Annotated in this window: 26 protein-coding genes; 19 read left to right on the top strand and 7 right to left on the bottom strand. The window is 58.6% G+C overall.

The window, feature by feature from the left end; translation table 11 throughout:
* A partial coding sequence (locus AB9K37_RS02710; RefSeq protein ID WP_369835438.1) for a sensor histidine kinase occupies nt 1–983 on the top strand: 983 nt, incomplete at its 5' end.
* Nucleotides 984–998: 15 nt separating this feature from the next.
* Here the strand turns inward: AB9K37_RS02710 and AB9K37_RS02705 are convergent.
* Nucleotides 999–2,093: a histidine kinase dimerization/phosphoacceptor domain -containing protein gene (locus AB9K37_RS02705; RefSeq protein ID WP_369835437.1), complete on the bottom strand. Its 1,095-nt coding sequence runs from the start codon at nt 2,091–2,093 to the stop codon at nt 999–1,001.
* Between the two features lie 137 nt (nt 2,094–2,230).
* A complete protein-coding gene (locus AB9K37_RS02700) occupies nt 2,231–3,187 on the bottom strand; it encodes a YihY/virulence factor BrkB family protein (RefSeq protein WP_369835436.1) in 957 nt (318 codons plus the stop codon).
* A 174-nt stretch (nt 3,188–3,361) separates the two neighbouring features.
* Here AB9K37_RS02700 and AB9K37_RS02695 point away from each other — a divergent pair, with 174 nt between their 5' ends.
* The 3 genes from AB9K37_RS02695 (at nt 3,362) to AB9K37_RS02685 (ending at nt 5,786) form a co-directional block, all read left to right on the top strand.
* Nucleotides 3,362–3,559 (top strand): CsbD family protein, encoded by a 198-nt coding sequence (locus tag AB9K37_RS02695; RefSeq protein WP_369835435.1) that lies wholly within the window; start codon nt 3,362–3,364, stop codon nt 3,557–3,559.
* A gap of 68 nt (nt 3,560–3,627) precedes the next feature.
* Nucleotides 3,628–4,704 (top strand): AI-2E family transporter, encoded by a 1,077-nt coding sequence (locus AB9K37_RS02690; protein ID WP_369835434.1) that lies wholly within the window; start codon nt 3,628–3,630, stop codon nt 4,702–4,704.
* Nucleotides 4,705–4,820: 116 nt separating this feature from the next.
* Entirely contained in the window at nt 4,821–5,786 is a 966-nt protein-coding gene (locus tag AB9K37_RS02685; RefSeq protein WP_369835433.1) for a PRC-barrel domain-containing protein, read from the top strand.
* Between the two features lie 271 nt (nt 5,787–6,057).
* Here the strand turns inward: AB9K37_RS02685 and AB9K37_RS02680 are convergent, their stop codons facing one another.
* Nucleotides 6,058–6,711: a GntR family transcriptional regulator gene (locus tag AB9K37_RS02680; RefSeq protein ID WP_369835432.1), complete on the bottom strand. Its 654-nt coding sequence runs from the start codon at nt 6,709–6,711 to the stop codon at nt 6,058–6,060.
* 156 nt (nt 6,712–6,867) lie between these two features.
* Between AB9K37_RS02680 and AB9K37_RS02675 the strand changes: the two genes are divergently transcribed.
* The 15 genes from AB9K37_RS02675 to AB9K37_RS02605 all read left to right on the top strand — a co-directional run bounded on the left by AB9K37_RS02675 (nt 6,868) and on the right by AB9K37_RS02605 (nt 21,725).
* On the top strand, nt 6,868–7,851 hold the full coding sequence (locus AB9K37_RS02675; protein ID WP_369835431.1) for a TRAP transporter substrate-binding protein: 984 nt from the start codon (nt 6,868–6,870) through the stop codon (nt 7,849–7,851).
* Nucleotides 7,852–7,918: 67 nt separating this feature from the next.
* The gene (locus AB9K37_RS02670) at nt 7,919–8,482 is read left to right on the top strand and encodes a TRAP transporter small permease (RefSeq protein WP_369835430.1); all 564 of its coding nucleotides are present in this window, start codon (nt 7,919–7,921) and stop codon (nt 8,480–8,482) included.
* The gene (locus tag AB9K37_RS02665) at nt 8,479–9,759 is read left to right on the top strand and encodes a TRAP transporter large permease (protein WP_369835429.1); all 1,281 of its coding nucleotides are present in this window, start codon (nt 8,479–8,481) and stop codon (nt 9,757–9,759) included. Before AB9K37_RS02670 ends, AB9K37_RS02665 begins: the two co-directional genes overlap by 4 nt.
* Entirely contained in the window at nt 9,756–10,772 is a 1,017-nt protein-coding gene (locus tag AB9K37_RS02660) for a 4-hydroxythreonine-4-phosphate dehydrogenase PdxA (RefSeq protein WP_369835428.1), read from the top strand. The genes AB9K37_RS02665 and AB9K37_RS02660 overlap by 4 nt, the downstream gene beginning before the upstream one ends.
* Nucleotides 10,773–10,786: 14 nt before the next feature.
* Complete coding sequence (locus AB9K37_RS02655) at nt 10,787–11,962, top strand: L-rhamnonate dehydratase (RefSeq protein WP_369835427.1); 1,176 nt, start codon at nt 10,787–10,789, stop codon at nt 11,960–11,962.
* Nucleotides 11,959–12,867 (top strand): dihydrodipicolinate synthase family protein, encoded by a 909-nt coding sequence (locus tag AB9K37_RS02650; protein WP_369835426.1) that lies wholly within the window; start codon nt 11,959–11,961, stop codon nt 12,865–12,867. Before AB9K37_RS02655 ends, AB9K37_RS02650 begins: the two co-directional genes overlap by 4 nt.
* 2 nt (nt 12,868–12,869) lie before the next feature.
* Nucleotides 12,870–14,381 (top strand): aldehyde dehydrogenase (NADP(+)), encoded by a 1,512-nt coding sequence (locus AB9K37_RS02645; RefSeq protein ID WP_369835425.1) that lies wholly within the window; start codon nt 12,870–12,872, stop codon nt 14,379–14,381.
* A 62-nt stretch (nt 14,382–14,443) separates the two neighbouring features.
* Nucleotides 14,444–15,397, top strand: coding sequence for a tripartite tricarboxylate transporter substrate binding protein (locus tag AB9K37_RS02640; RefSeq protein ID WP_369835424.1), 954 nt, complete (start codon nt 14,444–14,446; stop codon nt 15,395–15,397).
* Nucleotides 15,398–15,455: 58 nt separating this feature from the next.
* Nucleotides 15,456–15,914, top strand: coding sequence for a tripartite tricarboxylate transporter TctB family protein (locus AB9K37_RS02635; RefSeq protein WP_369835423.1), 459 nt, complete (start codon nt 15,456–15,458; stop codon nt 15,912–15,914).
* Entirely contained in the window at nt 15,911–17,395 is a 1,485-nt protein-coding gene (locus AB9K37_RS02630) for a tripartite tricarboxylate transporter permease (RefSeq protein WP_369835422.1), read from the top strand. Before AB9K37_RS02635 ends, AB9K37_RS02630 begins: the two co-directional genes overlap by 4 nt.
* Nucleotides 17,392–18,282 (top strand): amidohydrolase, encoded by an 891-nt coding sequence (locus tag AB9K37_RS02625; RefSeq protein ID WP_369835421.1) that lies wholly within the window; start codon nt 17,392–17,394, stop codon nt 18,280–18,282. Before AB9K37_RS02630 ends, AB9K37_RS02625 begins: the two co-directional genes overlap by 4 nt.
* A 24-nt stretch (nt 18,283–18,306) precedes the next feature.
* The gene (locus tag AB9K37_RS02620; RefSeq protein ID WP_369835420.1) at nt 18,307–19,293 is read left to right on the top strand and encodes a TRAP transporter substrate-binding protein; all 987 of its coding nucleotides are present in this window, start codon (nt 18,307–18,309) and stop codon (nt 19,291–19,293) included.
* Entirely contained in the window at nt 19,294–19,749 is a 456-nt protein-coding gene (locus AB9K37_RS02615; protein WP_369835419.1) for a TRAP transporter small permease, read from the top strand.
* Nucleotides 19,749–21,035 carry a TRAP transporter large permease gene (locus AB9K37_RS02610; protein WP_369835417.1) on the top strand — a complete coding sequence of 429 codons (1,287 nt, stop codon included), beginning with the start codon at nt 19,749–19,751 and terminating at the stop codon, nt 21,033–21,035. The genes AB9K37_RS02615 and AB9K37_RS02610 overlap by 1 nt, the downstream gene beginning before the upstream one ends.
* A 3-nt stretch (nt 21,036–21,038) precedes the next feature.
* Nucleotides 21,039–21,725, top strand: a complete 687-nt coding sequence (locus tag AB9K37_RS02605; protein WP_369835416.1) for a cyclase family protein — start codon at nt 21,039–21,041, stop codon at nt 21,723–21,725.
* Nucleotides 21,726–21,899: 174 nt separating this feature from the next.
* Here AB9K37_RS02605 and AB9K37_RS02600 read toward each other — a convergent pair whose 3' ends face one another.
* Genes AB9K37_RS02600 through AB9K37_RS02585 form a run of 4 tightly spaced genes read right to left on the bottom strand, consistent with a single transcriptional unit; the run spans nt 21,900 to nt 24,571 of the window.
* The gene (locus tag AB9K37_RS02600; RefSeq protein WP_369835415.1) at nt 21,900–22,658 is read right to left on the bottom strand and encodes a Pnap_2097 family protein; all 759 of its coding nucleotides are present in this window, start codon (nt 22,656–22,658) and stop codon (nt 21,900–21,902) included.
* A complete protein-coding gene (locus AB9K37_RS02595) occupies nt 22,658–23,926 on the bottom strand; it encodes an MSMEG_0569 family flavin-dependent oxidoreductase (protein WP_369835414.1) in 1,269 nt (422 codons plus the stop codon). Before AB9K37_RS02595 ends, AB9K37_RS02600 begins: the two co-directional genes overlap by 1 nt.
* Before the next feature lie 8 nt (nt 23,927–23,934).
* Complete coding sequence (locus AB9K37_RS02590) at nt 23,935–24,219, bottom strand: MSMEG_0570 family nitrogen starvation response protein (RefSeq protein WP_369835413.1); 285 nt, start codon at nt 24,217–24,219, stop codon at nt 23,935–23,937.
* Nucleotides 24,212–24,571: an AIR synthase-related protein gene (locus AB9K37_RS02585; protein WP_369835412.1), complete on the bottom strand. Its 360-nt coding sequence runs from the start codon at nt 24,569–24,571 to the stop codon at nt 24,212–24,214. The genes AB9K37_RS02590 and AB9K37_RS02585 overlap by 8 nt, the downstream gene beginning before the upstream one ends.
* Nucleotides 24,572–24,626 lie beyond the last annotated feature (55 nt).

Below are 24,626 nucleotides of genomic sequence, written 5' to 3'. Positions count from 1 at the left end.
CCTCACAGAATTGGCCTGACGGCCAATGCGCCTTGGACCGGGCTTGCTATATGAGGGCCGCACGCTCCAAGGCGCTCGCCCCAAACTGGCCGACTTTTGCTCCGCCACAATGGCCGAATTTTACTCCGCCGTTGACAGTCGTCGGTAAATCGCTGGAAATTCTTTACCCCGAGGGCTGGCCAAAACGGCTCACGGAATATCGCGACGAGATCATCGCTGGCCGTCTCACCGGCTTTGAGGCCGTGCGCGTTGCCAAGGACGGCAGCGAACGGCAGGTCTGGATCACCTGCGCTCCAATCCGTTCTCCCGAGGGCGATGTGATCGCAGTGTCCAACATCCACCGCGATGTGACCGAGCTACGCAAAGCCGAAGAAGCGCGCGAACTGATCACCCAAGAGGTCATCCATCGCGCCAAAAATATGCTGACCATCGTTTCGTCAATCCAACGCCAGACCGCGCGCAACGCGACCTCACTGGAGGATTTTCACGAAAAGTTCGGTAACCGGATCGCGGCGCTGTCGGAGACCACCGACATGCTGGTGCAGGGCAGCTGGACAACCGTCGCGCTGGACCGTCTGGTCGAGCGTCATATGGCGCCGTTCATGCAAGGCGTCGCGCACAAGGTGCGGGTGGATGGCCCCGTGGTCGAGCTTTTGCCGCAAGCGGTCCAGACGATTGGCATGTCCTTGCATGAGCTTGCGACCAACTCGGCAAAATACGGCGCGCTTCAGACAGAAACAGGGGCGATCGAAATCACCTGGCGAATTGAGATGGGCAGTACGGGTCAGCCGCAGATGCGATTTGAATGGTTGGAAAACGGCATTCATTTCCGCGCACCAGAGGGGCGGTCGGGCTTTGGCCAGACGGTCCTGACATCGCTGTCGCAGTCGATGTTGAACGCAGAGGCCGCATTCGAGGCAACGCCAAATTCCTTGCGCTGGAAACTGGCGATGCCCGCCAACCATTTCCGCGATCTGGCCTAAGCGCCGCCCCGGCGGTCACTCGGGGCGGAATTCCAGCGTCAGACGGCTGCCGCCTTGGCCCAGCTCGGTGGACAGTTCCCCTTCGATCTGAAGCGCTGCGGTTTCCATCAGGCTCCGACCCAGCGCCTCGCTCCGGCTTGATGTGTTTGGTTGCACAGCGGAGCCAAGCCCATTGTCATGGCAACTAAGCCGGATCAGCCCGTCGCCCACATCCTTGAGCGCGATCCAGACAGTGCCTTTGCGCCCATCGGGAAAGCCGTGCTTGATAGCATTGGCAACAAATTCATTGGCGATGATACCTAGTGCATTGGCGGTTTCCGAACCGACGATGATCTTTTCCAGATCGCTTTCCACCTCGATATTTGCGGGCGCCGTTTCCTGCAAAAGCTCGCAGATCCGGCCGAGGAAGGCCTGAAGGTTGACCGAAAAGGCATTGTCCGAGCTTTGCAGTTCGGCGTGCAGAGCGCTGATCGATTCCACTTGGGTTTTTACCTTCTTCAGCACTGCCGCCGCATTGGAATCGCCCACTGTCCGGCCATAGAGCCCGATGATCGAGGAGACCGTCTGCAAAGAGTTCTTTACCCGGTGGTCGACTTCGTGGCGCAGCACCTGTTGTTGTTCTAGCGCGCGGCGCAGTTCCAATTGGTGCATCACTTGCCGCGACAAGACACGCAGCGCCTTGCGCTGAAAGTCTGTCAGCGCGCGCGTGTTGTGGTCGAGCACGCAAAGTGTGCCAATCGGCAGCCCCTGAGGATCGATCAGTTGCGCGCCAGCGTAAAAGCGAAAGCCATTTTCATCCAGACACAGCGGATTGTCGCAGAAGCGTGGGTCAGACAGGGTATCGCCCACTTCGACGAATTCGTCCTGAAGGATCACATGCGCACACAGCGAGGTTTCCAGCGGCGTTTCGCGCGCGCCGATCCCGACCTCAGCCTTGAACCATTGGCGATGTTCATCAATCAGGTTGATCACGGAAACCGGAGCGTCGCAGATTTCGGCGGCCAGTTCGACAATCTCGTCGAACGCCGGATCGCGGTCGGTGTCGAGGATCTGATAGCTGTGCAGCGCGTTCAGGCGTTCTTTTTGGTTGGGATGCGCGGTTGGATGCACCTGTGTATTCCTTCACTGCAAATAGGAAATTGGCGGGACGCCGGCCGCAGATATATTGCGGAAGGTCACCGTTATACTGTTCTGCAACCAAGATAAACGATCAACTGAAAAGTCGCCCAAGTGCTGGCCGCGCGTGGTCATCCAGCGGTCTCGCCAAGGACATCGGCCTTGGTAGCGCCGCGCTGGCCCATTGGCCGTGGCGCGCCAACGGTGGTGTCGATGCGCGTTTGCGCCTCTATCTCGCCGTTTATTTCAGCGCCAAGCAGGATGATAAAGGCCGACATCCACAACCACGTCAGCATGACGATGACACCGGCCAACGCGCCGAAGCTTTCGTTGTAGGCGGCGAAATTGCCGACATAGATGGCAAAGCCTGCCGATGCCACAATCCAGCCAACCCCGGCCACCAGCGCTCCGGGCGAGACCCAAAGCCAGCGCGCATTGCGCCGTGACGGTCCAAAACGATAGATCACCGCCAACCCTAGCAAAGCCATGCCCATCAGGATGACCATGCTGCCAGCCGAGACAATGATCTCGGCCAACAGGTCCAATTGAAACAGCGCCATGAGGGTGGGCAGGGCCAGTGTTGCGCCCAGCCCGACAAGCAACCCCAGCACAAGCACCGCCGTCAGCGCGAGGGTTTGCAGCTTGAGCATGACCAATCCGCGTTTTTCGCTTTCGTCATAGGCGACGTTGAGCCCCTGCATCAGGCTGGCCACGCCCTTGGAGGTCGAATAGATCGCCAGCGCGACGCTAAGGGCAGCGGCAAGGCCAAGCCCGCCATCGGTGCTTCCCGCCACTTCGGTTGCCTGATTGACGATGATGTCCGACACATCGGTCGGCAAAAGTGCTGTCGCCGCCGTCAGTTGTTCGACAATGCGCGCTGGATCCATGACGATGCCGCCGATGGCGATGAGCGCGGTCATCGCGGGAAAGATCGCCAGAAGCGCGTAAAAGGCCACTCCAGCCGAGATGAGCCCGATGCGATCCTCGGCCAGCTTGTCCTTCAGGCGAAAGGCGATGTCTTTCCACCCGCGCCTTGGTATCGCCGTGGGAGACTGCGCGTGGCGGCCGCGGTCGGAGTGGTGTGTCATTGGCTGCGCCTCTGCTGTTTTGGGATGCAAATCGCTCTCTTCGAACGCACCAGATCGGCAAAGGGTTCCGCTCTTAAAGTATTTTTGTTCCTACGCGCATTTCGGGAACTTTTGGATGGCTGCGCGGGTTGTTCTGCCACGAACGCAAACCATCACTGTTGAAGGGAGCACGATATGAACTGGGACCAAATCGAAGGCAAATGGGCGCAATTCAAAGGCAGCGCCCAGGCACAATGGGGCAAGCTGACCGATGACCAACTGGATGTCGCGGCGGGCAACCGACAGAAGCTCGAAGGCGAAATTCAGGAAGCCTACGGCAAGACCAAAGAAGAAGCCGAACGCGAAGTCGACGAGTGGCTGAGCCGTCAATAAGCGTCACAGATTGAATTGCAGCGGCTGGTAATTGCCAGCCGCTGCTACGTCTTTCGGGGGGGTATCAGATGGAAAGTGAAGTGCACCGTATCCGGCTTTTGTTGACCGGCATTTTCCTTCTGTTTGCCTTTGGCACCTTCTACTTCGCCAAAGATCTTATCCTGCCTGTCGCGCTTGGCATCCTCCTGACCCTGACAATGAGCCCGGTCGTGCGTGCCGGTCGCCGCTTTGGCATCGGTGCGCCGGTGACGGCTGTCATGGTGATGGTCTCGATCACCATCGCAGGTGCCTTTGCCGTCTATATGCTCGCAGGTGTCGTCGGAACGTGGATTGACGATGCGCCCGAGATTTCGCGAGAATTGAAAACGCGCCTCGCCTCGGTTCTGCGCTCGGTCGAGACCGTACAAGAGGCATCCGAAGAGGTGGGCAAGATGGCTGCGCCGTCGACGGAGGGCGCGGAAACGGTTGTTCTTCAGCAGCCCGGCCTTCTCACCGCAACCATCGGCAGCCTCGCCAGCTTTGGCACATCGCTGATCGTGGGGCTGGTTTTGGCCATGCTGTTGCTGGCCTCGGGTGATCTTTTTTATTCGAAACTGATCGATCTGTACCCCCGCCTGACTGACAAAAAGCGCACTTTGCAGGTGCTGTATTCGATCGAACGCGGCATTTCGCGCTATCTTTTGTCGATCACCATTATCAATGCGGGCCTCGGGATCGCGGTTGGCCTGTCGATGTGGGCCTTGGGGCTGCCCTATCCGTTTGTTTGGGGCTCCTTCGCTTTTGCGCTGAATTACCTGCCCTTCATGGGCGCTATGGCGGGCACGGTTTTGATCGCCGGTTTCGCCATCATTACTTTTGACAGCCTGAGCTACGCGATCCTGATCCCGGCCACGTATCTCGGATTGACCTCGCTCGAAGGCCAGATTTTGACGCCGCTGATCTTGGGGCGAAACATGAAAATAAACACCGTTTCGGTTTTTCTCTCGGTCATCGTCTGGACATGGCTCTGGGGGGTCGCGGGCGCGCTTATTGCGGTGCCGATTTTGATGGTGTTCAAGGCGATCTGTGACCATCTTGAAAACTGGCAGGCGATCGGAAGCTTTCTTGGCCCCCGCAAGGTGGCCAAGTCTCAACTTTCTGGATAAGCGTGTGTTAAATAAATAAAAAAACTTCTGATGTCGTGGAACTTTTGATCTTCTATTTCGTTCTCCTTTTACAACCGACCCGATACCGGGCGCTTGAAAATAGTGAGGAGTAAACGATGAAAAAGTTTCTTTCGACCGCCGCAATCGCACTTGTAATGGGCACAGGCGCTTATGCCGCCGGCCACTCGGGCGCATTGCTGGATATGGAATTTGACTCGCAATCTAATGTCTACGCCTCTGAACTGATCGGGATGCGCGTCTACGCGACCGAAGCAGAAACCGGCCCCCAAATGACCGAAGCCGACGAAGGCTGGGACGACATCGGTGAAATCAACGATGTGGTGCTGAGCCGTGACGGCAGTGTCGACGCCGTTATCGTGGGCGTTGGCGGTTTCCTTGGCCTTGGCGAAAAAGATGTGGCTGTAGCCATGAATCAGATCAAGTTCGTCGCTGACGAAGACGACGAAGGCGATTACTTCCTCGTCCTGAACGCATCGCGCGACATGATCGAACAGGCGAGTGATTATGAACGCGCCGACATCTCGACCGAGGTCGAAGAAGGCGACGTTGCCGAAACCGACATGGCGATGGACGAGACTGCGGACGACATGGAAAAACCCATGACAAAAGACATGGCAGAGACGTCCATGGAAGAAAATGGTGCGGCTGAGGACGCAATGTCCGAAGACGGGATGGCCGACGATGGTGAGATCGTCGACGAGGAAGTTGTGACCACCATGAGCACGGCCGAGCGCGACATGCTGATGCGCCCCGACGTGATGGTGACAGGCTATCAAACTGCTGATCCTGCTGAACTGACCTCTGAGAACCTGACTGGCGCGCGCGTCTACGGCGAGAATGACGAAGACGTTGGCGAAGTTTCCGAGCTGATCCTGTCTGACGATGGTCGTGTTGAGCTTGCGATCCTCGACATCGGCGGCTTTCTCGGCCTCGGCGAACACAGTATCGCCGTTACTTTTGAAGAGCTGAATATCCAGCGCTCGGAAGACGGCGACGAATTCCGCGTCTATGTGGATGCCACCGAAGATGCGCTGAAAAACCAGCCTGCCTACGAAGGCTAAGTCAACAGTTCTCTGTAACGAGTGTTTGTTTAACCGGCGCGGGACTTCCGCGCCGGTTTCTTGTCTGCTGTCCTAAATTGGTTTCTGCCCCGCGTTCCGGTCTTTGGCTTTTTGTCGTCGGCTTTAAACCAGTTGGAATTGCCCTTGCAAATTTCTCGGTCTCCTCACCTCAGTCGGTGTACTGCCATGTCTAGGACGCGAAGGGCCAAGAATCTTGAAAGATGGTCGGGTCTAGACAGAACTATTGGTGCCGGATGACTTCGCCACTACACTATATGCTGTCTTTTACCCGCTCCCAGGTTTTGCCAAGGTGGCCTGCCATTGCGTCCCCCAGACGCTTGCCATCCCTGTTTTTTAAAGCGCGTACCATTTCCTCGTGATCGGCCACTGCGCCGGCCCAAGAGTCGGGTTCTTGGTTTCCGATGTATCGAATACGCTTCAATCTGGCCTGAATGTTGGCCTGCATCTCTTGCAGAGTTTCGTTCTTGGACAATTCGGCCAGTCGCGAGTGAAACTCCTGATTCATCTTGTAATACGGCATTCTTTCGCGCGTACGATAACACTCCATCATACTGTTGTGCAGATCTATGAGTGCTGCGATCTCTTGGTCGCTGGCCCGTTCGCAGGCGAGTTCACCGGCGAGCCTCTCCAGATTGCCGAGCACTTCGAGCATGGAGAACACATCTTCCGGGGTGAGCTTTCGAACAATGCTGCCCTTGGAAGGCCGGACTATCACCAGCCCTTCGGCTGCGAGCGTGCGTAAGGCCTCCCGGAACGGCGTCCGAGAAACCCCCAGTTCCTCGATCAGATGCGCTTCGTCGATTCGGCTTCCGGGCTCCAAGGTGCCTTCGATTATTAGGTCTCGCACCCGGCTAACTACCTGATCGTGCAGCGAGCGATTGGTGATCGCTATCGACGCGGCCATTGTTCAAACCTCTGTTTTTGTTGTCGTTAATGTGCCCGTTCAAAGCTGAATCCACAATAGTCAGAAAAAGCTTGTCCGTCCATACTTTGCGCGTGTATACAAAATACATAATCGGATATGCGATATGCAATCCGGCAGGGAGAGAGGAAATACCTAATGAAAACTTTGCGTAATCGCATCACCGCGAGCCTGACTGTCTGTGTCTTGTCGCTGGCCGCCGTACCGGCTGCCGCCGAGACCATTATCGTTGCGGTCGGTGCCGCGTCGAACAGCCTTCAGGGCCGTAGTGCCGCCAAATTTGCTGGCGACCTTGCGGTGGAGCTGGGCGACGCACATACGGTCGAATTCTATGCTGACGGCCAGCTGGGTGACGAAAAGGAATTGATGCAGAAATTGCGGCTGGGCACAGTGCATTTCACGCTTGTGTCGTCAATCATGACGAACGTTGCGCCGGAATTCGCGCTGTTTGACATGCCCTTTTTGGTACAAGACCGCGCGCATCTGAAGGCAATCGATGAAGAGATCGTGCAAAAGGAACTGGCCCCCAAAGCCGAACGCTCCGGTTTGAAGGTTCTGTCGACTTGGGAAAACGGCTTTCGCCAGATCACAAACAGTTCGCGTCCGATCAATACGCCCGCCGATCTGGAAGGATTGAAAATCCGCACGCCCTCATCCGAATGGCGCGTCGCGATGTTCAAAGAATGGGGGGCAAACCCGACGCCGATGTCCTTTTCCGAGGTCTTCGTGGCCTTGCAGACGGGCACGATGGATGGCCAGGAAAATCCTCTGACCAACATCACTGGCGCAAATTTTCAAGAAGTACAAAAGCACCTGAGCCTGACCGGCCACGTCTATTCGCCGACCTACCTGACGACTGGGGCTGATACGTGGAACGGTCTGTCTGATGACGTGAAAGCCAAAGTCACCTCGATCGCGGCTGAAGTGCAAGACTGGTCCTTGGCTGAAGGAGAGGCTGCTGACGATGAGTTGGTAGAAAAGGTCAAAGCCGCCGGTATGGAGGTCAATACGGCAGACAAGAAGGCCTTCATCGCGGCCTCAGCGCCAATCTACGAAGCCTTTGCCGAAAAAGTAGATGGTGGTGCCGAGCTGGTAAGCCGCGCTCAGGCCTTGGCCGAATAACACCCGACATCGCGCCGGACCCGGACATGATCCGGGTCGGCCACTCTGAATTAAGAGGGTTTTCGTGATGATCGCGAAGTTCGAACGGGTGATCCTTTGGGTCATCGAAACTATCTGCCTTGCACTTTTGGTCGCGCTCGCAATCTCTGTCATCTACTCGACGGCGATGCGCTACCTGGGGTCCTCACCGACTTGGTATGACGAAATCGCAAGTGTGCTATTGGCCTGGCTGACCTATTTCGGCGCAACGTATGCGCTGTTTCTGCGCCACCACATGAGCTTTGGTGGCATCGTCGCGGCATTGCCGAAACAGGCCGCAATGGCGCTCGCGCTGGTCTCCGAATTTCTCATGATCGGCTTTTTCGCGGTCGTGGCCTGGTATGGAAATGCGGTTTTGGCCGTGGCGAAATGGGATTCGCTGCTCTCCATCCGCTGGATGACGCTCGACATCGTGCAATCCGTAATTCCCATTACAGCTCTTCTGATGATCCTCGGCACCCTTCTGACCATGCCCCGCACTTTGCGCCGGGCGGCCGAAGGGATTTCTGCCGAGCACGCGGACATCGAACAGGCCATTGCCGAGGCCGAACATGAAAACGCGGCCCTGGCCGGAAAGGGCGCACGGACATGATCTTGCTAGGAACAACAGCTTCTCTGATCGGGCTAATCCTGATCAACGTGCCTATTGCGGTCGCAATCGGCATCGTAGCGCTCGGCGGCCTCTTGCTAACACCGGGCGGAGCCACGCTCTACGATATGGCCATTGCGCTTTATTCCGGGGCAACTTCCTTTCCGCTGATTGCCATCCCCCTGTTCATCCTGGCCGGTAATCTGATGAATACCTCAGGTATTTCTGTCCGGTTGATCAATTTCGTCAGCGCCCTGATCGGGTTTGTCCGCGGCGGATTGGGCATGGTGAACATCGGTGTTTCCATGGTTTTTGCCGAGATCTCGGGTTCGGCTGTGGCCGACGTGGCGGCGACAGGCACGGTCCTGATCCCTGAGATGAAGAAACGTGGCTATTCCCGAACGCTGGCGGCCGCTATCACCTCGTCTTCGGCCTCGCTCGCCATCATCATTCCGCCGTCGATCCCGATGATCCTCTACGGTGCGATCGCCGAGACCTCGGTTCTAAAGCTGTTCGTGGCTGGCGTGGTGCCGGGCGTCTTGGGCGCGGTCCTGTTGATGACCGTCACCTACTTCTTGGCCTTGCGTTATGATCTGCCGCGCGCCGAAGGTTTCGACCTCGCCCATGTTTGGCACACGTTCAAAGAGGCGCTTTGGGCGCTGATGATGCCCGTCATCATCCTCGGCGGCATCTTCTCGGGCTATGTAACTGCAACCGAAGGGGCAGGGCTGGCCGTGCTGGCGGCGCTGGTCATCGGCATCTTTATCTATCGCGATCTCGACGTTTCCCGCCTGCGCAAGGTCATGCTTGAAGGGGTCAGCCAAACCGGTGTTGTCATGTTGCTGGTGGCGACCTCGGCAGCGCTCGGCCTGTTCCTGACGCAAGCCCAAGTGCCGCAACAATTGGCTCAGCAGATCACCGAGCTGACAACCAATCCGTTGATTGTGCTGGCACTTCTCAATCTGCTTTTGCTGGTGCTGGGCATGTTCTTGCACGGCGCCGCGGCGATTATCCTCGTGGTGCCCGTGGTCATGCCGCTGGTCAACGCGGTGGGCATTGATCCTGTTCATTTCGGTATCATGGTCACGCTCAATCTGGCTATTGGTCAACAAACACCACCAGTCGCCTCAGTGTTGATCACGTCGTGCTCCATCGCCAAGGCGGGCATCTGGGAAACCTCGCGCACCAATCTGCCGTTCATCGGTGTTCTCGCCTTCATTCTGCTGCTGGTCACGTATGTGCCACAGGTATCTCTCGCGCTTACAGGGTTCATCCAATGACCGATACAAAACCACGTCTTGCCATCATTCCCGGTGACCCTTCCGGGATCGGACCGGAGTTAATCGCGCGGCTCCTGCATCAAGAGGGCGTCCAAGACGCTGCGAATATCGTACTTGTCGGGGATGACCACGTTTGGGAGCAAGGGGCTCAACAAGCCCAGCTACCAATCGACCTGAACGAGATCGCGGAATCCGAAATCGAAAGCCAGACAGGGCTCTCTTGGCTGCCGATGCAGACGATCGCGCCAGAAGAGGTGGAAATCGCCAAGGTCACGGTGTCTGGCGGTGCCTGTAGTCTGCGCTGCCTCGACAAGGCGCTGGATCTGGCGCTGGCTGGAAAGGTTGATGGGGTTCTCTTCGGGCCGTTTAACAAAGCGGCGCTGACCGGAGCCGGGCTGAATGCCGAAGACGAGCACCGCTATATGGCGCGCTACATCGGCTTTGACGGATACCATAGCGAAATCAATGTTCTGGGCGACCTGATGACCACGCGCGTCACAAGCCATATCGGCCTGCGCGACGTGGCCGAACGGATCACCCCCGAGGCCGTAGAAAAGGCCATTTCTCTTGCCGAGGACACGCTTAAGCGCTCGGGAAACACCCGGCCCCACATCGCCGTAGCTGCGGTCAATCCGCATGCAGGTGACAATGGAAAGTTTGGGCGCGAGGAAATCGACATCCTGCAACCGGTTATCGATGCGGCGCAGGCGAAACAAAAGAATGTGACCGGTCCCTGGCCGTCGGACACGGTTTTCCTGAAGGCGCAGCGGGGCGAGGTCGACGCAGTCGTGACCATGTATCACGACCAGGGTCAGATCGCGATCAAACTGATGGGCTTTGACCGCGGTGTGACTGTGGCAGGCGGCCTGCCGATCCCGGTCGCCACTCCGGCGCATGGCACAGCCTTCGACATCGCCGGACAAAGCAAAGCCAATGTCGGCGCCACGCTTCAAGCTTTCGCGCTACTCACGCGAATGGCCCGAAACCAACGCGCAAACCGCGCGGCAATCTGAGGAAGCTTATCGACATGACGAAGATCAAATCTGTCCGCACACGTGTGTGGAATTGGACGGGTCCGACTGTTCCGCCTTCGGGCAATTTCTGCACCAATGCGTCTGATGCGCTGTGGATGAAGGGCGATGCGATGGCGTCGTTCCGGTTTCACCAATGGCTGACCGTCGAGGTCGAGACCGAAGATGGCACCATTGGCATTGGCAATGCCGCGCTGGCGCCCACTGTGGTCAAAAAGGCGATTGACGATTGGTACGCCCCGCTGGTGGTGGGCGAAGACCCCTTTGACTACGCCTATATCTGGGAAAAGATGTACCGCCGCACCCATGCCTGGGGCCGCAAGGGCATCGGCATGACCGCGATTTCCGCCATCGACATCGCGATCTGGGATCTGATGGGCAAGCTGGTGGGCAAGCCGGTGTTCAAGCTGCTGGGTGGCCGCACCAAGGAAAAGATCCCGGTCTATTATTCCAAGCTTTACGCCGGGCCGGTGGAAAGCATGCAGGCCGAGGCCGAAGAGGCGATGAAGAACGGCTATACCGCCTATAAATCCCGCTTTGGCTATGGCCCCAAGGACGGCATGCCCGGCATGCGCGAGAACCTCAAGCGCGTCGAGGCGCTGCGCGAGGTGATCGGCTATGACAATGACCTGATGCTTGAATGCTACATGGGCTGGAATCTGGATTACGCCAAGCGGATGCTGCCCAAGCTGGCCAAGTATGAGCCGCGCTGGCTGGAAGAGCCGGTCATTGCCGATGATGTCGAAGGCTATGCCGAGCTGAACGCCATGAACATCGTGCCGATTTCCGGCGGTGAGCATGAGTTCAGCATCATTGGCTGCGCCGATCTGATCCGCAAAAAGGCAGTCAGCGTTCTGCAATACGACACCAACCGGGTGGGCGGCATCACTGCGGCACAAAAGATCAACGCCATTGCTGAGGCCGCGCAGATCCCCGTGATCCCCCATGCGGGGCAGGTGCACAACTATCACCTGACCATGGCCAATGCGAACTGCCCGATCAGCGAATACTTCCCGGTGTTCGATGTCGAGGTCGGCAACGAGCTGTTCTACTACATCTTCGAAGGCGACCCCGAGGCGGTGGATGGCTTCTTGCAGCTGGATGATGACAAGCCGGGTCTCGGCATTGAAATCACCGACAAATATCTTGAGCATTTCGAGGTGATCGAATGAGCTGGACTGGTATCTGGCCGGTTGCGCCAACCCCTTTCCATGACGACGGCACGCTTGACCTTGAGGGCATGAAGCGCGCGCTGGATTGCATCATCGACCAGGGGGCGGACGGCATCTGTATCCTGGCGAACTTCTCGGAGCAGTTCCTGATCTCCGACGCCGAGCGCGAGGTGCTGACCCGGCTGTCGCTGGAGCATGTGGCGGGCCGTGTGCCGGTGATCGTGACGATCAGCCATTATGCCACGCCGATCGCGGTGGAACGCGCACAATTTGCCAAAGATCTGGGCGCTGCGGCGGTGATGATGATGCCGCCCTACCACGGCGCGCTGCTCAAGGGCACGGCCGAGCAGACCTATGAGCAATTTGCGGCGGTGGGGGCGGTCGGTATCCCGATCATGGTCCAAGACGCGCCACTGTCGGGCGTCGACCTGCCGGTGCCTTTGCTGGTGCGCATGGCGCAAGAGATCGAAGAGGTGCGCCTGTTCAAGATCGAATGCCCCCGCGCCGCCAACAAGCTGCGCGCCCTGATTGCCGAGGGCGGCGATGCCATTGAGGCCCCGTTTGACGGCGAAGAGGCGATCACCCTGCTGGCCGATCTTGATGCCGGCGCGACCGGCTCGATGACCTCGGGCATGATCGTCGACCAGATCAAGCCGGTGATCACCAAGTACCACGCCGGCGACATCACAGGCGCGACCGAGGCCTATGGCCGCGTCGCCATGGCAATCAACCACGAGAACCGGCAATGCGGCTGGCAAAGCTGCAAGGCGGCGATGGTCGAGGGCGGGGTGATCAAATCCGACTTCTGCCGCCACCCGATCCCCCCCCTGCACCCGGCCATCCGCCAACGGATGATCGACCTTTTGAAACCACTGGACCCCCTGGTCCTGAATTGGGGAAAATGAACATGACCTTTGTTCCGAATGGCAAGCATTTGGTTGCTGGCACATGGCTGGCCGGTGCCACCACCTTTAAATCCGAGCCTGCACATGGCGAATCCTATGACTTCGCGGTTGGCACTCCCGATCTGGTCGACCAAGCGTGTGTGGCAGCGGAAGAGGCGTTCTGGAGCTACAGCGCGCTCGACCGAGCGGCCCGGGCAGATTTCCTGAATACAATTGCCGACGAGATCGAAGCACGTGGGGCTGAAATCACTGAAATCGGATCCTCCGAGACCGGATTGCCGCAGGCTCGGCTAGAGGGGGAACGCGGAAGAACCACCGGGCAGCTTCGTTTGTTCGCAGATCACATCCTCGACGGAACATATCTCGACCGCCGCCACGACAAGGCGCTCCCTGATCGCGCGCCATTGCCGCGTCCCGATCTACGTATGATGCAACGGCCCATTGGTCCGGTGGCCGTCTTTGGCGCTTCCAATTTCCCACTGGCCTTTTCCGTCGCGGGCGGTGACACGGCGGCGGCACTGGCAGCAGGCTGTCCGGTAGTGGTCAAAGGGCATTCGGCCCACCCCGGAACCGGTGAGGTTGTGGCTCAGGCCATCGATGCAGCAATTCGCAAATGCGATATCCACCCCGGTGTGTTTTCCCTGATCCAAGGCGGAAAACGCGATGTCGGTCAGGCATTGGTTCAACACCCTCTGATCAACGCGGTCGGCTTTACCGGGTCGCTTGGCGGTGGTCGGGCGCTTTTCGACCTCTGCGCTCAGCGCCCCACGCCAATACCGTTTTTTGGCGAACTGGGATCCGTGAATCCGATGTTTGTCTTGCCCGGCGCGGTCAAGGCTCGGGGATCAGCCTTGAGCGAAGGCTGGGCTGCTTCCCTGACCATGGGTGCTGGGCAGTTTTGCACCAAGCCTGGCATCGCCGTTGTACCAATCGGCCCAGAAGGCGATGCCTTTGTCTCCGCCACTGCCGAGGCATTGAAAGGGGTACAAACCCAATGCATGCTGACCGACGGCATTGCGCAAGCCTTTCGGGACGGCAAGGCCCGGATGGAGGGCGAAAACGGGGTCCGGCCCGTTTTGACCAAAGATGCCGAGGGTCGTAACAGCAACCCCAACCTCTTTGAGACCGATGTGTCTGATTTCCTGCGAAATCATGCGTTGGGCGAAGAAGTCTTTGGCCCGCTCGGCCTCGTGGTGCGCGTGTCCGGTGCCGACGACATGTTGACGCTTGCAAAAGGGTTCGAGGGACAGCTTACGGCGACGTTGCAGATGGACAAACCGGATACCGAGCTGGCTCGGCGGCTCGTTCCCGTGCTCGAACGCAAGGCGGGCAGGGTATTGGTCAATGGCTTTCCGACCGGAGTGGAGGTCGGTGATGCCATGGTCCACGGCGGACCTTACCCGGCCTCGACAAATTTTGGAGCAACGTCTGTCGGCACCTTGTCGATCCGTCGCTTCCTGCGCCCGGTCTGTTACCAAAACGTCCCCGAAGCGCTGATGCCTACCGACTACTAATCAAACGTGCCCGCTCAGGGAGAGGGCGGGCACACCTAAACCTGAATGGGAGGAAACCTACGATGACACTCGCAACGAAACTGGGCGTGGCCGCAATCGCTTCGCTCGCCGCGTCCGCCGCACTTGCCGAATATCCTGAACGTCCGGTGACGATTGTCGTGCCTTGGGGCGCAGGCGGTGGCACCGATACGATTATCCGCATTTTTGCGGTCGGATTTGAGGAAGCTCTGGGCCAGCCAATCAATGTGGTCAACCGCACCGGGGGCTCGGGTGTTGTCGGCCACTCGGTCATCGCCAATTCCCGCGCCGACGGATACACACTTGGTGCGTGCACCTCGGAAATAACCTATTTTGAAACCGTTGGTCTGGCCCCAATCAACCCAGCCAGCTTTTCTTTGATTTCGCGTCTGGCTGAAATTCCGGCAGGTGTGACCGTCGCTGCAGGCAGTCCTTATACCACCGCTCAGGAAGTCATTGATGCCGCAAAAGAAGGCGAACTGACCGCCTCTGGCTCGGGTATCGGCGGTCCTTGGCATATGGCTGCCGCCGGTATGATGCAGGCCGCAGACGCTCAGGTTGACAGCCTGCGCTTTATCCCGTCGCAAGGCGGCGCTCCGGCACTACAGGATCTGTTGGCTGGCGGGATCACAGTCTTTACCGGCTCACCGATCGAAGCCCGTGCCTTAGCGGACGCCGGCGAGGTCGAGATCCTTGCAATCATGGCCGACGAACGGTCGCCAGCCTTTCCGGACGTGCCGACCCTGAAAGAAACCGGCACAGATTGGTCGATGACCAACTGGTTCTCGCTTTGCGCACCCTCGGGCCTGCCCGAAGAGATCGCGGTTAAAATTGAGGAGGCAGCGCGCATCGCACATGGCTCGGACGCTGTGCAAGACGCCTTGGCACAACGCGGAATTACCCCGATTTTCGACGGTTCAGAGGCGTTCATGGATTTTGCCAACGGGTTTTCACAAGACGCTCGATCCTTGCTGAGCGACCTCGGCCTAGCACAGTAACACGGGAGCGGAATAGCTGAGCCCGTGTTCTCGGGCTCAGGTGTCCCGATGTCAGAACATGAAAATTAATGATCGATTGATCGGCGCTCTGGCCATTCTTGGTGGCCTCGCTGTCATCGCCGGCACCTTGGGCTTTCGCGAGATTCCCGGCCAGCAATTCGGCTCGGCCTTCTTTCCACGCCTATTGGGTATTGCGTTGATCTTCTGTGGTGTCGCGTTCGTCGCCACGGCGGCAAACGGCCCGATGGTGCGTGTTGGAGAGGTGTTAAAGGGCCGTTCGGGTCTCAAAATCGCGACGGTTTTGGCCGCCGTGATTGGCTGGGTCTTTATCACACCTATTTTGGGTTTCATCCTGAACACCGCCTTGCTGATCGCCGCTTTGGCATTTCTGGCTGGCGGAAAGCCTTTCCCTTCGGTTGCAACCGGGCTGGCGATGGCTGTCTTGCTATTCTTGATTTTCGGTCAATTGCTGCGGGTGCCCTTGCCTATGGGCGTTGTTGAAAGCGTGCTGTCATGAGCGCGCTTGTGGCAGCCGTCGAGCTGGTCGCCCAGCCAGATGTCATCGGGACCATTATTGTCGCGAGCCTGTTGGGCATCGTTTTAGGGGCGATCCCAGGTCTTACTGCGGTGATGGGTGTGGCCCTGCTGATCCCAATCACATACTTCATGGACCCCGTTCCTGCTATTTCGGCCATCGCGGCACTTGCGGCCATGGCGATTTTCGCCGGTGATATTCCCGGTACTCTATTGCGTATCCCCGGCACTCCGGCTTCGGCCGCCTATGTCGAAGATGGATATGCCATGTCCAAGGCAGGCCGTCCCGAACGTGCCCTTGGCTTGTCTATGGTTTCCGCCTGCATTGGCGGTGTCGTCGGTGTCGTTCTGCTGATGACGGTAGCGCCGCTGCTGGCGCGCTTTGCGACGAATTTCTCCTCTGTGGAGTACTTCTGGCTGGCCCTGCTAGGGCTGACCTGTGCGGCTATCATTTGTGCCGGCTCTGCGCTCAAGGGCGTTCTATCGCTGTTGTTCGGCCTTTGGATCGCGACCATTGGCATAGATGCCGTCGCAGGACAGCCGCGCTTTACCTTCGGCTCGATCGAGCTGATGGGCGGGGTCAGCTTCATCCCGGCCATGATTGGCATGTTTGCTTTGCCGGAGGTGCTCAAGAACATCACTGCAAGGGCCACACGCCAAGAACCGCCGGCCATGGGGCCGATCTTCCCGGGCCTAGGACGCGCATTGCGTAATCGCTGGCGCAATCTGTTGCGTGGTAGCATGATCGGATCAATCATCGGTGCGCTTCCCGGCGCCGGGGCCGATATTGCCGCTTGGGTGGCATATGCGGTGGCCAAACGCCAATCCAAGACCCCCGAGGCCTTCGGGAAGGGGCATGACGAAGGGCTTATCGAGGCCGGTGCGGCCAATAATGGCGGGCTGTCCGGCGCTTGGGTGCCTACGTTGGTCTTTGGCATCCCCGGCGACAGTATTACCGCTATCGTCATCGGGGTTCTGTATCTCAAGGGGCTGGAGCCCGGGCCGATCATCTTCGTCAAATCACCCGAGCTTGTCTATGCGATCTTCATCGCCTTCCTGCTTGCCAATCTGCTTCTCATCCCGTTCGGCTGGGCCATTATCAAGCTGTCACGCAATCTGCTGCGCTTGAAGCCCTGTTATTTCGCACCGGTGGTTTTGGCCTGCTGCATCGTCGGAAGCTTCGCGATCAACAATTCGGCCTTTGGTGTGCTGACCATGCTGGCTTTCGGTATTGTCGGTTGGCTGTTTGAGGAAAATGACATTCCACTTGCGCCGGCCATTCTGGGCATCGTGCTGGGCGGGATGCTGGAATTCAACTTCGTGACCTCCATGCTCAAGTCACAGGGTGACATTCTGATCTTCTTTTCACGGCCCGTCGCCGCAGTGCTGGGTCTCGTAGTCTTCGCCATCTGGCTGGTGCCTCTACTCCGACATATTCGCAAGCCAAAGGAGATCCGCGTATGAAGATCATAGACGCGCATCATCATTTCTGGGATCCCGCCGCAAATTATCATCCGTGGCTGCGCGACGAACCGATGATCCCGTTTCGTTATGGCGATTATTCTTCGATCCGTGGCCGGTTCATGACCGAAGAGTATGATCGGGAAAGCACCGGCTGGGATGTCGTGGCAACAGTCACGATGGAAGGCGAGTGGGACCCCGCCGATCCAACAGGCGAGGCGATCTGGATGCAGCGGCTTCAGGATGAAACCGGTCGTCCGGCGGCCCATGTGGCACAGGCATGGTTGGATCGCGAAGACTTCGGCGACGTACTGAAAGCCTATGATGCGCTGCCCGTCGTACGTTCGGTGCGTCATAAACCCCGTGCCAATGCCGCCCCGGGTGGGCCGCCGGGTGGGATGACCGACCCGGCATTTCGCGATGGCTTTGCCCGGTTGGCTGACCACGGGCTGGCTTTCGATCTCCAGACCCCTTGGTGGCACCTTTCCGAAGCTATGGACCTTGCCGCGTTCGCACCCGACGTGCCCATCATATTAAACCATGCGGGGCTCCCTTCGGACCGATCGCAACAGGGGCTGGAGAGCTGGCGGAAGGCCATGACGGCTTTTGCCTCATTGCCCCAAGCATATGTAAAGATATCAGGTCTAGGGTTGCCGGGTCGCCCTTGGTCGCTGACCGATAATCGCGCGATCATTCGCTTTTGCATCGAGACCTTCGGACCTAACCGCGCAATGTTTGCGTCGAACTTTCCGGTCGACGGGCTGTGCGGTTCGTTCGATACAATTTTCTCGGGCTTCGACGCGGCGACCGCCGACCTGTCTGGAAAAGACCGGCATGCCTTGTTTCAGGGCACAGCCGAAACCGTTTACAGCCTTTCCACAACGACTTAACCGGAGCTTTAAGGGGAGGAACCTATGCTCAGAAGATCTTTCATCACCGCAGCGACCCTTGTCGGGCTGATTGCAGCGCCCTTGGCCGCCCATGCGGCCGAAACTTTGCGCTTTGCCCATTATGCCAACCCCAGTGACACCGCGCACAAGGCGGCAGAGCTGTTCAAAACGCGAGTCGAAGAATTGACCGGAGGCGAGTTGGAAGTCTCACTTCATCCGGCAGGTGAGCTTGGAAATTCGCCCACCATGTTGCAGGGCGCGCGACTGGGCACGCTTGACATCGTGTTGGTAGGCAATCCTTATTTCACCTCCTTCGCACCACAGGTAAATCTGCTTGATCTGCCCTTCCTGTTCCAGTCTGCGGATCATGCCTATGCAGCTATGGACGGCGAGGTGGGCGAAGCGCTCATGTCGTCGATCAACAAATCCAACCTCCAAGGTCTGGCTTTCTGGGAGATCGGTTTTCGCGACCTGACCAACAACACGCGCCCGGTGGTTGAACCCGCGGACGTCGAAGGGTTGAAATTGCGAACGACGCCTAACCCTGCTCATATCGAGGCGTTCAGGATCCTCGGAGCCAATCCCGCGCCCATGCCTTTTGCCGAGGTCTATTCCGCACTGCAAACCGGCACGATCGACGGGCAGGAAAATCCGGTCAATCATATCTATGCGTCAAAACTGCACGAAGTCCAAAAGCACCTTTCGTTGACGTCGCATGCCTACACAGCTGCGCCGTTGGTGATGAATTTTGGCCGTTTCTCTCGGCTCACCGAAGAGCAACAGGCTGCCGTCAAAACCGCAGCACTCGAAGCTGCGGCATACGAGAGGGAACTCAACGCCGAGGAATCCGCAACGAGCTTGCAGGCTATGAAGGATGCCGGTGTTCAGGTCGTCGAAACACCAAACGTTGAGGCCTTCCGTGAAGCTGTCGCCGAGCAGACACGCGCCGCTTATGTCGACCAATTCGGCGATGAACTGCTCATCAAGATTGATGCCTTGGTAGGCAAATAGATGCTGGGCCGGATCCAGACCATCGCGACGCGCTTTTGGCGCGTCGTGACCGGAGGCCTGATGCTAGCGGTTACTTTGATCACGCTGGCACAGGTCTTTTCACGATATGTCCTAAATTCATCGCTGATTTGGGGAGAAGAACTGACCCGGCTTTTATATGTATGGCTGCTGTTGATCGCCGCAGCTGGTGCAAGCCATATGCGGATCGGGCTTATCGCCGAGACCCCCCGCCTGAGAAAACCGCTGGGTATTTTCGCGGCGACACTTGGTGCGCTGACTCTCGCCTTCTTGATGTGGGGCGGGTGGAAACTGCAAGCGATGTTCGCCTTTGACCGCTACACGACACTGAACCTGTCCAAAACTTGGTATTTTACTGGCGCCATCGCCGGCGGTGCCATCTGGGCGCTTTCCGTCCTATGGCGGGCTTTTCACCCCGAGGATAGAGGCGACACCTGATGGAAATTCTAATCTTGATCGGCGTTATGCTGGGACTTGCTCTTTTAGGCGTCCATCTCGTCTTCGCCATACTTCTTGCCTCGACAGCGACACTACTCGTTTATCGTCCGGGCATACCGCTTGAGGTCGTGACACAGTTGTTTCTGGCGGGTATCGACAATTTCCTTTTATTGGCCGTCGGTTTTTTCTTTCTTGCCGGAGAACTTATGAATCGTGGCGGCGTTACACGACGTATCATCGATTTTTCTTCGGCGTGTGTCGGTCATGTGCGGGGCGGGTTGGGCCATGTAAACGTGGTTTCGTCGATCTTTTTCTCAGGCATATCGGGTTCGGCAGTGGCCGATACAGCCGCAGTGGGATCGGTGTTGATCCCCGCCATGGAAAAGGCGGGCTTTTCCCGCGGTTTTGCGGCTGCGATCACCCAGACATCTAGTGTGATCGGCCCCATTATTCCGCCATCGATCCCAATGATCGTTTATGCCGTTCTGGCTCAGCAGTCGGTGGGCGAGATGTTTCTCGCCGGTATTGTGCCGGGCCTCGTCGTCGGTCTCTGCCTGATGGGTGTTGTCTACGTCATCGCCCTGCAGCGCGGTTACCCCGCCAAGGCTTGGCCCGGGTTCGCTGTTATCCTACGTGCGGCCTTGGGGGCAGCGGCTGCTTTGCTGACACCGATCATAATCTTGGGCGGTATCCTGAGCGGCATCATGACCGCGACCGAAGCCGGCGCCGTTGCCTCTGCTTACGCGTTTCTGGTTGGAAAATTCTGGTTCCGTGAACTGAGCTGGCGCGATTGTGGCTTTGCCCTCGTTGATGCAGCCAAGGGGACGTCTACCGTACTGGTCATCGTCGGTGCCTCGTCGCTGTTCGCGTGGATTGTGGCTGACCTGCAAATCTCAGCCAAGGCATCGGAAATGATCTTTGACATCACTCGAAACCCGTTCTGGGTGCTTGTGTTGGTAATGGTATTTACCTTGGTGATTGGGTTGTTCATGGACCCATTGGCTGGGCTGGTCATCATCGTGCCTGTATTCCTTCCAACGATGCAAGAGATCGGCGTAGACCCTATTCATTTTGGGGTGCTTGTTGTGCTGAACCTCATGATCGGCCTGACGACGCCACCGGTTGGTTATCTAATCTATCTGTCGGCTTATATCGCCAATGAACGACCCGAAGTCGTCATACGCGAAAGCCTGCCCTTCTTGTTGGCTCTGGTCGGGGCACTGTTGATCTGCCTTGTGTTTCCAGCAGTCGTAACAACTTTGCCCGCGTTCTACTCTGGAGGCTGATCCATGAAGCTTGTCGATCTCTCGATGCCTATCGAAACAGGGCATTTTCGATGGCCTGTGACCCGGCGCAAGGCAGGTGACTTCGAACAGGGAAGCCTGTTCGAAGTCACCTCGATCGCGACGACCTGTCATGGCTTCACTCATATGGACGCACCCAGCCATATGGTGCCGGGCGGGGACACATTGGATGAGTTGGACCTTGCCCGGGTCGTTGGGCCTGCTGCCGTGATCGACCTGAGCGATATCGGCCCCAATGAGGAAATCACCGATCAGCATCTAGAGGCCGCGGCCTCCCATTTGCGGTCGGGTGAAATTGCGTTGTTTCGCACCTGTTGGGACGAGCAACGCGACTGGCGTGGCGAATCCTATTGGCGCGACGCGCCGTGGCTGGCGGCCTCTGCCTGCAAATGGCTGCTGGCGCGCCAGCCAACCGCCATTGCGTTCGACTTTCCCCAAGATTGGACGATCAGAAAAATTCTCGATGATGAGATGAGGCCGATCGAAGAACATGTTTCGCACGATATCCTGCTTCGCAACGGAATTACGCTGATTGAGTATCTTGTAGGGACAGTGTCGATCACAGACAGCAGGGTCTATCTTTGTGCGTTGCCGATCCACATTCCCGGCGCCGATGGCGCGCCCGCTCGGGTCGTGGCCTTATGTGGAGAAGACGCCTCTGAGCTAAGGTAGGGATTCGTATCCGCCGCGCGCCTTCGGTACTCAGCCGGACCAGAGCCGTGCTGCAACCCTTCGCCACGCTGTCGGGCTGGAACTAACCGACTGAGACAGCGTCATCGGAGACACTGCAAAGGACGTCGCGTTTGCAATTTTCGGGTTACAAGGCATGGTCTTCCGGTACATGGCCTAAGCGTCTTCGATCGCTCTTGCGATGATCCTTCCATCGTCGCAGGCAACGAAGGATTCGGTTTTGTTTCGCAGTATCCTCACACGCTCTCCCGGATCGATATTCCCGAGATAGACAACCTCGCGCATCCGGACCGGAGCGGTGCTTTCGGCACTGCTCGCGACGAGACGCGTGAAGCTCGGAAAGTAGAGCAGACCAACCGCATTGAAATCCATCGTCGGGTTCGGAACGGCCAGACTTCCCCGGGTGATGCGCGCTCCGCGCAATGTCCGGGAGGCAGCACGGGCTCGCGTGTCGAGCACCTTCAGCCGCGCGTCGGCGTCGGGCAAGACGCAGTCCCCACTTGGCAGCGCGCGTACGATCCGGCGGTTCGACCCCGTGTCGTCATGCGCAACGAAGGTCGACAGCATCAGGAGCGAGCCCAGCACCTGACCCTCCACCCGGAATTCGTGACGCGAGCCCACGCGGGCAGTGCCGACGCTGGCGAGGCGGGACCGGACGCTCAGCTCTGCGCCGAGCAGACCCGGCGAAGGAACAAGCTCGATCCGCGTGGCGCAGAAGGCAGCATAGATAGGGCGCCCATCGGAGGCTCGAAAGCCGAACCCCGCCTGTCCGAGCGCGTCGGACAGGATCTGCCAGTGGATATCGCCGCAAAACCCAAGCGCCCAGAGTTCGGAGAGACTGTGCGGCGAAAGCTGCTGCATTCCCAGCCTCTGACGGGTCAGGACGCCAATACCGGTGGTCTGCGCGTCAAGCATCAGCCCACCTTTCGCGCCGGGGCCGCGAGCTGTTCGGCGATGCAGCCCGCAAGATGACGGCTGTCTTCCTCGATGCCGAGGAAACGCCCCGACCCCCAGGTGTTGAGCCAGCCGAGGCCAATGAAGTGCAGGCCCTGGTGGGCGGTGACGCCGCGGTCGAATACCGGCTTACCACGTGTGTCGAAGACATCCGCCTCGATCCACGAATAATCCGGCCGAAAGCCAATAGCCCAGAGCACCGAGGTGATGCCAGCCTCGGCCAGGTCGAGTTCGGTCCGCTCATGCGGTGGCTCCCAGACCTTCACGAAGGGCGGCTCGACGGGGGCGTCAATGCCCTCGCGGTCAATGTAGGCGTCGATCTGGGTGCGGATGCCGAGGTAGGACCGGTCAGCGTCGTCGAGATTCTTGGCGAGGTCCGGCAGGAAGCTGACCCTGGTGCCGTCCATGTCCGCAAGCGAGCCGTAGAGTTCGACTCCGTGATCGGCGTGGAACTGGCGCAGGTCGATTTCCTTGCCGCCGTCGCGGCCAGACATGTAGTGGTTGGTCTGGGTCATTGCCTTGACCGGGTCGGGATGGCTGGCGATGGTGATCTCGTAGTGCCCGGCATCATGCAGCCAGTCCGTCGCATCGCGGCCGCGATACTTGCGCGGGCTGCGCGGTGCGGGGCCAACGGCAAGATGTACGTCGCGGCCCGCGCGGACGAAATCCTCCATCAGCTGCACGCCCGACTGGCCAGTCCCGACAATCAGCACACCGCCCTCGGGAAGCTGGTCGGGATTGCGATACTCGACCGAATGTATCTGTCTGATCCGGGGTGACAGCGCCTTGGCGAAGCCCGGCTCGATGGGCGTGTCGTAGCCACCGGTGGCGATCACCACCTGATCACAGGTCCAGTTGCCGGCAGATGTCCGTACCGCGAAACCGCCCTGCGGGCGCGGCACGACGCGGGTCACGTCCACCCGCTCGCGAATATCGAGTTGCGCCTTGTCGGCGAAGGCGTCGAGATAGGCGGTGATCTCGTCCCGCAGCATGAAGCCATCCGGATCGGTGCCGCCATAGTCCTTGTCATAGTGGAAATCGGGCAAGCGGCACTGCCAGTTCGGGGTCACCAGGCAGAAGCTGTCCCAGCGGTTGACCCGCCAGCTGTGGAACCTCTCGTTGCGCTCGAAGATGACCGACGGGATGCCCTGTTGCTTGAGGCAATAGGCCGTTGAAAGCCCTGCCTGTCCGCCGCCGACAACAATTACGGGGATATGCTTTGTGGTCATTTGGCTTCTCATTGGCTGATATCGAGACAGGCGATCTCGCCGCCTGCGTACTTGAATTGGGTGATGCGGGTTTCGATTCGGTCGAGCTGCGCCATCGCCGACGAGCAGGCAAAGCCGAATTTACGCTCGACACGGTTCGATGCGCGCTCCATCGCGATACGGGACCGGGTCTGGAAGTCATCGATCGGATAGCTCTTGCCCGCCTCGAACAGCTCGGCGACGACCGAGGAAGGGGAATAGAGCCGCTCTTCTGTGCCGTCAGGCCAGCGCACGGTCCAGTATGTTTCAGGCATGGGAGCCTCCGAGGTTAAGATAGGGATGGTCGGCGGGGTCCCAGAACAGCGCGGTCTGGTCGCCATGGGTCAGGGTGACGGCGCTGCCGGGGGTGACGCGGCCGATGGCGCTGCAGTCGATGCCGCGCGCGGTGACGCGGGCACAGACCGCCTCCGTGTCTGCCGGGGCGACTGACAGCAGAAAACCGAAACTGGGGAAGCTGCGCAGCCAGCGCTCTGGGGCGATGCCGGCGGGCGGGTGCAGCGCGGCCATGTCGATTTCGATGCTGTAAGTGGCAGGCTTATTCTCCCCAAAACGGGCAAGTGAATTTTCCCCAGTTGAGGCACTGAGTGGCCAATTCTGAGGGGGCATGCCCCCTCAGAATTGGCTTTCGCCAAAATCTTCCCCGCAATGCTCTCTATTGGAT

The sequence above is a fragment of the Donghicola sp. XS_ASV15 genome (assembly GCF_041224595.1).
GTDB lineage: Bacteria > Pseudomonadota > Alphaproteobacteria > Rhodobacterales > Rhodobacteraceae > Donghicola.
This window is presented reverse-complemented; position numbering and strand designations above follow the sequence as displayed.